Below are 6,511 nucleotides of genomic sequence, written 5' to 3' on the forward strand. Positions count from 1 at the left end.
CCGTCGGGCGGATCGCTAGAGGCCAGAATCCCGGCAGGAAATCGTCTAAAGTCTTACGGGGCTGCACGATCTGCGTTTCCTGCCGTTGAACTGGATCTTGCTGGAACGACCCGGGAGAGCGGGAAGAACGGCCCTGAATGGCGGGAACCACGAGCCCTCGCCGGGCCTACGAGTGAACTGCCTCACGACTGGATCGGCATCGGCTGTTCGACCATCTTGGGACGCCCAGCGTCCCCAACAACATACTATTGTCCATGCGGGAAGAGCGCCTAGGAAGGGCGTGGTCACCAGAGCCTTCACACCGTATACCGAGGCAGCCGACATGACAAGAGCCTGCTTGCAGAAATTCGTTTCAGCCACCTTCGCGCTCCAGCTTGCCGCTACTGCTCTTCAGGCCCAGGAGTTGATCGAACTGCCGGGACGCGACCGCCTCATCGATCCTGACTTCGAGGAGGTCTATCGAGTGGGCGTTCTCGAAGGCGAATCGTGGGAGATGTTCGGCGAAGTGAACAAGGTGGCCTTCGACGCCGAAGGCAATCTGTATGTGTTCGACGGGACTATGGGACTGATGGGTTCGGGGAACCTGCGGGTGCTGGTTTTCGACGGCGCAGGCGGCTTTCGGCACCAGTTCGGATCGTGGGGCGGAGGTCCCGGCGAGTTTAACCGGCCCGTCGGCTTCGCGGTACTGAGGGACGGAACCACGGTCGTCAGCGATGTCGGTCACCGCGCCTATCAACTCTTCGACGCCTCTGGCACCTTCCAGCGGATGGTCCGCACCGGAGATGATCCCGGCACCGTGTCCGCATCGGCGACAATCCGGCCCGACCCGCGCGGCGCCGCAGTCTTTGCTGGAGGCTTCGGTGGAGGCCCGGACATCAGCTTCAGAGCCGCCAGCGGCGCGGGCGGTGCGGCAGTGCCCGCATCCCGTCCTATCACTCGGGTTGCGCTAGATGGCGAGGTCGTCGAAGCAGACACCGTAGTCCAAGGATGGTTGCCGCGGCGGGCAGACATGGATGATCTCACGCCAAACGTCCCCGCCGAACTTCGAGAAATGCTGGGACGGATGAGCATGCCGACCCTTTTCGAACCCCGCCTGTTGGTCGGGGTTCTTCCAGACGGAGGCATCGTTCACTCCGATTCGTCCGCCTATGTGCTCAAGGTCACTCCGCCGGGTGCAAGGGCACCCCAGCGCATCATTCGACGGCCTTTCCTGCCCGAGCCCTTGACGCCTTCGCTCCGGAGCGACTTCGAGGAGCGGAGAGCGGCCAGGCGGGAAGGCCGCGGAGGTGGGCCTCCCGGTCCCAGAATACTGGAAGTCCGGGGACGCAGCGAAGGAGGTGGTACGCCGGTGACCGGCAGCTTCCAACTCGAACAGAGGTACTACCATGAAGTGTCCGTCCTTCGCACTCTCGCGACCACATGGGACGGCCGCATCTGGGTGCAACGCAGAGGCACCGAGCCGGAAGGGGACGGACCCATCGATGTCCTGACCCACGAAGGCGAGTATGCTGGAAGCTATGCGACCGCCGCGACCGAGATGCCGGACGCGTTCGGCCCAAACGGTCTGGTGGCGTTCATCGAACTCGACGAATTTGACGTGGCGAGCGTGGTGGTGCGCAGACTGCCCGCCGGGGTTCGCTGAGGCCCCACGACGGTTGAACGGGGAAATTCAGCGCGTGGGACGCCGCTAACCGCCGAGCGAGGGACGCTCGCAGAGGCGACTCCAAGAGGATCACTGACATCGTAAACAACTACAAGACATTGACTTACGGAGCGACACTTTTCGGAGTTCTAGACGACGCAACCCATCGATGGAGCAACCACGCCCCACGCACTAATCGTCTCGCCGGTGGACCGTGCCCAACCGATTTCAACCGATCCCCTTGACATGGAGCGCGTGACCATCAACTTACCTCGGCGCTTCGGAACAGACGCGCTTGCATCCCCCAACATCACTCCGAAAGGACCGAAGAGAATGAGCACTCTGCGAATTCACGCAATCACTCGCGCCGCGTCGTTCGTCGCGGCATCCCTCCTCATCGTGGGCCTGAGCGCTGCGATTCCGGCCGACGCGAACGTCGCTGCCGCCGCCGGTATTGCCGAACTGGAAGTAGTCGGCGCGGAAAAGGGCGCGGAGGCGTCGGTGGCAGCTACCCCCAACGACGCCGAAACCGCCAAGCCGACTGGCGAAGGCGTCACCGAGGCCACCGACGATGGCCAGATAGTCTACACCGCATGGTGGAGCCCCATCTTCGGCTTTTGCTGGTTGAACTGCTGGGATCTGTGGTTCGACTGCGACTGTATCGTCATCGAGTTCTAAGGCGAGTCTGGCTCAGCCCAACCGGCCCGCTTCGCCCGTGTTCCGAGCCCCCATGCTCGACCGACTCCCCCGCAGCCCTTCCCTGCTCATCGCGGCGTTGGCTGCTTGCTTTCTGCATGGACCCCTACAGGGCATGCAATCCGGGCCAGCGCTCGTTCTCGAAGACAGCGTGGAGCTACGCGAAACCACGGAGCACTACCTAAGCGACCCGGCCGCATTGATCGTCGCGGACGACGGATCGTACTTCATCGCCGACCGATTTTCGAACAGTGTGCTGCGCTTCGGACGCGATGGCGGCTTCCGACGAGCCTTCGGTCGGGTAGGACAGGAGCCCGGCGAGTTCACGGTGGTGGGTGTGCAGGGCTTCGTTGCTGAAGATCTGTTGGGTTTCGTCGACTTGCGCCCCATGAGCTTGGAGATCTTCGAGGTGTCATCCGGCCGCTACCGGAATACCGTCGAGTTCGCCGAGGCCACGTTCCCTTTATCTTTCTCGGTGCATGACGAAACGCTCTGGACCGCAGGAATGGACCGGAATGCCTGGAAGGCCATCGGCGCGCACCCGATTCGGCACGTGTCGTCACGCGGCGCGGATGCTGTTATCTCGTTAGATCGAGTGACCGTGCCTCGGCCCTATATCGAGAATCCGATGGTGTTCGGCGTTCTCGCCTTCACCGTGATCGACGTGAGCGACGACGATCTGGTGGTGGGGTTTGGCGCGAGTCCTAATGTGCTTCGCACTGACCACGCCGGTAACGTGCTGGACACACTGGTCTTCCCGTCGGTTCGACGGCGTGGTCTTCCAGATGAGGATGAACTGGCTTCACTCGATCCTCGTGAAACGAGCATTCCCGAACTCGTGGAGTCCATTTCCGCCCTGACCGCGCTGTCGCGCGACGAACGGGGGAGTGTTCTCGCCCTCCACCAAGACTTCGACCTTGGCGAGCGACGGGCTGGAGGGGGTTATCCACAGCAAGCGGATTTCTACGTTTCGAGCATACAGGAAGACGGAAGCGGCGTGTGTCCAGACACCCTCGTTCCCACACTGGAATCAGGTGTTGCGAAAGCGGCCCTTCGTGCGGGCAGTCTGTACGTCTTGGAACAGTCGCTTGACGACCGCGGCAGTCCGAAGACGGTCATCCGGCGTTTCAGGATCGAGTCGAGCGACTGCACTGGGAGAATCATCTTCCCAAGACAAGGGGGATAGGTTTGCGGACTGCGAACCGCTTGCGCGCAGCGGCCATTTGCCTCGCATACGCGGCGCTTCTTTCCTGTAGCTCCGGCGACGGGGTTTCTGAGATCCGCCTTATCGACGGTAGAACGATTGGCGATGCTGTGAGCGTCGAAGGGATCTCCGTCGTGTTGGTGTATTCGCCCGACAGCTGCTTCTCGTGTGCGGGAATTCTCGGTCGCTGGGTTCAGCTTGATCGTGAGGCTACGGGCCTACAGTTGGCGCTCATTCTCACAAGTGAGCCCGACGAGCGCGAGAAGCGCGATCTGGCTTTACGCCGGGTGCCGGTTGCGGGGGTCGTCCTGAACCCCGACGATGTGCCTGCGGATCCGGTAGCATACGTCTTCGAGGATCTCGCATTGACCGACCTCGCAGTCGGTCTCAACAATCAAGCCTCGCTACTCCGGGACTTGTCCTCACGAGTACTCAGGTGACTTGGGCCGAGGCCCGAAGGCCGCATACCACCGCGCCATTCGGAATGACGCGACTTGCCTTGCGCTTCGCGCTCTGCGCGGTACTGCCTTCGGGGGTGGTCACGTCTGCGTCCGGTCAAGCAGTACAGGGGTGGATCACCGATTTGGGCAGCGATGAGCCGGTGGCAGGCGCGATGGTGACGCTGTTGGATCGGCAAGGGAGGGAAGACGAACGCAGCTTGACTCACGCCGATGGCTATTTCGTCGTGACGGCAAGTAGTCCGGGCGAATTCAGGGTCCGGATCGACAGGATCGGCTACGCGACTACCTTCTCCCGGTTCGTCCATCTATCCGAACGCGAGACGGTCGCGCTTCGCGTGGCCGCAGCGCCGGAACCCGTCTCGCTCCAAGACATCGAAGTGACGGCTGACCGACGAGAGTGCAGGTTGCGTCCTGAAGAAGGACTCGCGGTGGCGAAGGTATGGGAAGAGGCACGAAAAGCGCTCGCGGCAGCCGTATGGACACAGGATCGCGGCCTTTACCGCTACGAGACCTTGCGGGTCAGACGCGAGTTTGACGAAGCGGGTTGGCGGGTGGAATCCGAGAACAGATCTTATGGGCAGAGCCTTGCTTCGGCACCGTATGTGGCGCGCTCCGCAGACTCCTTGGTGGCACACGGGTTTGTGGAGATCTCCCCAACCGGCATCGTCTTCTGGGCTCCCGACGCCGAGGTCCTTCTCTCCGATGCCTTTCTGGATTCACATTGCGTCGCGCTTGTGCCCGACGGCGAGGATCTGGATGCCATCGGCGTCGCGTTCGAACCGGTAGAGAGGGGCGGTGTGCCGGACATTGCAGGCACGATGTGGCTCGACCGGCGGACGGCGCGCCTGCGCCGGGTGGACTTCAGCTTTGTTGATCTGAACGTCCCGCCTTGGCTGCTTGAGGCCGAACCCGGCGGGAGCGTCGAGTTCGTGGAGTTGTCCAATGGCGCTTGGATCGTGCCGTCGTGGCAAATGCGAATGTTCCGGGCTGGCGACGGTGGCACTCATCCGCTCACCGGTCGACCGTACCCCACACTCGAGGGGGTCACCGCGCACAGCGGGCGGGTTCTGCGTGCCTACCAGGGAGACGAAGTGGTCTTCGAGGGCGGTGCTGGGATGCGGATCACCGGAACCGTTCGTGACAGCCTTGGGGCGGGCCTCGCCAACGCGCGTGTCTTCCTGCCGGGCTCCGGTGCCCAGGCGACCACCGACACGAGCGGTTACTTCGAACTCGACCACTTGGTGCCGGGCGAGTACACGCTCCGATTCACCCATTCCTACCTCGATTCGCTGGGATACCAACCCGAACCAGCGAACGTGATCGTGCAGCCCCAAGCATCCGAGCCCGCTCAGGTCTTCATGGATGCCCCGCCGTTACGGGAGGTTCTCGAACGGATTTGCGAGAGTGCGTCCCCGCCCAAGCCGATGATGACGATCGGCACACCGCCCAGACTGACTGTTCGCGCGGGGATGTTGATCGGTCATGTACGCGATGACGAGGGAACGCCTGTCGAGGATGCGCAGGTGGTGGTCATGCCCCAAGCGTATGAGGTCGCCGCGCTGATGGACCCGAAGAAGGCACGGGCCGTAGCCGTAGGCAACTTTCGCTCGTGGACCATCGAGAGGACTGCCATTAGCGGCTTCTATCGGGTGTGCTGGGTACCAGTGGATGTGCCGTTCGAAGTGGCGGTGTTTGCACGAGCGGATCTCGACGAGAGTCGGTTGGAGGAGGCCGTGAGCCTGCGGGATGCCTTTCCTGGACGCCGCATTGAGTCATTCACGATTGATCGGCAGTCGCCGCACCGGAGCCTCGACTTGACGACAAGGTCCGGTCGTTGATCACGTTACCCAAAGGCTGACGAGGTTGCGCCTCTCAGCGTCCCGGGGGCCTTCCTTCGCACAGGCAAGCGCGAGGAGGCGTTCGGAGCCCCTTCCGGTTGCCTTGTCCGGGAGCTGGGCTCCCAAACGCGTTTCGGAGACAAGCCAGCATACTCGCTGGGGCCACACTCCGCGTGTCCCCGAGCGAGGCTGGCGGGGGGCTGCGCCCCCTCTGACCCCGGCGTTTCCGGCCCGCCACGGGAGCGGCGGGCGGCGAGGTCCTCCAACCCCCGAGCCCCGTCGCGGGGGCCACGGCCGAGCGTAGCCCCGTGGTGGCCGACGACCCGGTCGACGTGATCCTCGTCGAACCTACCAGCCGGTAGCCTGGCCGTGAACCGGGCGAGGGCTTGAGGATCCGCGCGTAGGCGGCGTCTCTGGCCGACTGGGTGGCAGCCATCCCGGTCATGCTCCCCCACACCCTGTCGAGCCCGGAAAACCGCTCTCACGGCCATTCTGGGCGTCTTGAGGGCGGTTTGGCGGAATCCGTGGCCGCAGGATCGCCTGTAAACGCACTAACTCGACCCCAAGAGGGGTAGGAGTACCCCGGTTTCGGGCTCCCGACCGAGGAACTCGACATCCTCGCGGCGGATGATCGAGCCACGGAAACGGGGTGGAGGCGCGCTCGCGACGG

Annotated in this window: 5 protein-coding genes; all 5 read left to right on the forward strand. The window is 63.3% G+C overall.

Features of this window, described 5'->3' with window-relative positions; genetic code table 11:
* Positions 1-280 precede the first annotated feature (280 nt).
* The 5 genes from OXI49_10495 (at position 281) to OXI49_10515 (ending at position 5,841) form a co-directional block, all read left to right on the forward strand.
* On the forward strand, positions 281-1,642 hold the full coding sequence (locus OXI49_10495) for a 6-bladed beta-propeller (protein MDE2690931.1): 1,362 nt from the start codon (positions 281-283) through the stop codon (positions 1,640-1,642).
* Between the two features lie 333 nt (positions 1,643-1,975).
* Entirely contained in the window at positions 1,976-2,320 is a 345-nt protein-coding gene (locus OXI49_10500; protein ID MDE2690932.1) for a hypothetical protein, read from the forward strand.
* Positions 2,321-2,372: 52 nt separating this feature from the next.
* Positions 2,373-3,524 carry a hypothetical protein gene (locus OXI49_10505; protein MDE2690933.1) on the forward strand — a complete coding sequence of 384 codons (1,152 nt, stop codon included), beginning with the start codon at positions 2,373-2,375 and terminating at the stop codon, positions 3,522-3,524.
* Between the two features lie 128 nt (positions 3,525-3,652).
* Positions 3,653-3,982: a hypothetical protein gene (locus OXI49_10510; protein ID MDE2690934.1), complete on the forward strand. Its 330-nt coding sequence runs from the start codon at positions 3,653-3,655 to the stop codon at positions 3,980-3,982.
* 44 nt (positions 3,983-4,026) lie between these two features.
* Positions 4,027-5,841, forward strand: a complete 1,815-nt coding sequence (locus OXI49_10515) for a carboxypeptidase regulatory-like domain-containing protein (GenBank protein MDE2690935.1) — start codon at positions 4,027-4,029, stop codon at positions 5,839-5,841.
* Positions 5,842-6,511 lie beyond the last annotated feature (670 nt).

Source organism: Acidobacteriota bacterium (assembly GCA_028875725.1).
Taxonomy (GTDB): domain Bacteria; phylum Acidobacteriota; class Thermoanaerobaculia; order Multivoradales; family Multivoraceae; genus Multivorans.